This is a genomic window from Kitasatospora sp. NPDC024654, assembly GCF_055559155.1.
In genome coordinates, this window is the sequence record NZ_JBVHLF010000012.1 from 139647 (window position 1) to 140948 (window position 1302).

The 1302-nt window shown below is 77.0% G+C and carries 1 protein-coding gene; it reads right to left on the reverse strand.

Annotated features, from left to right (window positions below; translation table 11 throughout):
* Window positions 1-139 precede the first annotated feature (139 nt).
* The coding region (locus ACZ38L_RS10510) for an alpha/beta hydrolase (protein ID WP_465691261.1) at window positions 140-1302 on the reverse strand (1163 nt) is incomplete at its 5' end.

Below are 1302 nucleotides of genomic sequence, written 5' to 3' on the forward strand. Positions count from 1 at the left end.
CGCGTCTCCCCCTACCCCCCCCCCCCCCCCCCCCCCCCCCCCCCCCCCCCCCCCCCCCCCCCCCCCCCCCCCCCCCTTTTCCCCCCCCCCCCCCCCCCCCCCCCCCCCCCCCCCCCCCGCCGGCGGTCGGTGAACGGGCTCAGCTGGTGCGGTAGCTGACGTTCTGGTAGGCGCCCAGCGCGATGGCGGCGAAGTTGTGCAGGCTGGCGGTGCCGGCGGCGAAGTAGCCGGTGTGGCCGACCGCGCCGGCCGAGGAGATCTCCTCGGCGCCGAAGTCGGAGCTGGTCGGGTCGGCGCCGTGGCCGAGGTTGCCGACCTCCACGTACGGCACGTCGCCGATCCAGTCGGTGGAGTCGCGGGTGGCCCACAGGTGGACGCCGGTCCCCAGCTCGCCGGCGTCCGACACGCCCATCCCCGGGCTGCCGAAGACCACCATGTCGGTGGTGGCGCCGTGCAGGGTGGGCCCGGCGATCCCGCAGACCACCGTGCCGTAGGAGTGGCAGAGCAGGGCCGGCGGAGCCACCGGGTGGCTGGTCTGCTTCAGGCCGTCCAGCAGCCGCTCCAGCCGGGGCGCGCCGGCTTCGGCGAGCCGGGAGGTGACGGCGTCCGGGCCCAGGCCGACCGGGGTGACGTAGCCGGTCCAGGCGATGACCGCGGTGCTGGTCCCCGGGGACTGCCGCTCCTCCTCGGCCTGCAGCGCGCGGGCCATCCCGGCCGGCGAGCGCAGCGGGTCGTCGGTGCGGTCGAAGTGGCCGAGGTCGGTGTCCGAGCCGGGCACGATCACCGAGACCCGGCCCGCGGTCGCCAGGTCGCCGAAGACCTCGCTGACCAGGCCGCGGCCGCGCGGGTCGAAGGCGAGGATCTGCCGGCCCGGGGCGAGCAGCGCCTGGCAGTCGTTGGCCCGGGAGAGCGCCAGCGCGTGACTGGTCGGGTCGAGCTTGGGGTCGGCGGCCTGGGCCTTGGCCTGGTCCCGGTCGGCGGTGATGGCCAGGGCGTTGGCGCGGTAGCGCAACTGCAGCGGGGCGCCGTCCAGGTTGCCGACCACCAGCGGGTACTCGCGCACCAGCTGGTCCTGCTGGGCCGGGGTGAGCGAGGCGAAGAAGGCCGCCACGGTGGCGGCGTCGGCGGTGGCCGGGTTGGGCAGCGAACGGTCGAGCGAGTGGTCCTTGACCCAGGCGGAGCTGCCGGCCGGCGGAGTCGTGATGGCGACCTGCTCGTTGGAGGCGGCGGCCTGGGGGGGCGCGGCGCCCCCGTCGGCCCACACCACGCACGGGGGGAAAGAGCCCATCCCAACGCGCCCTC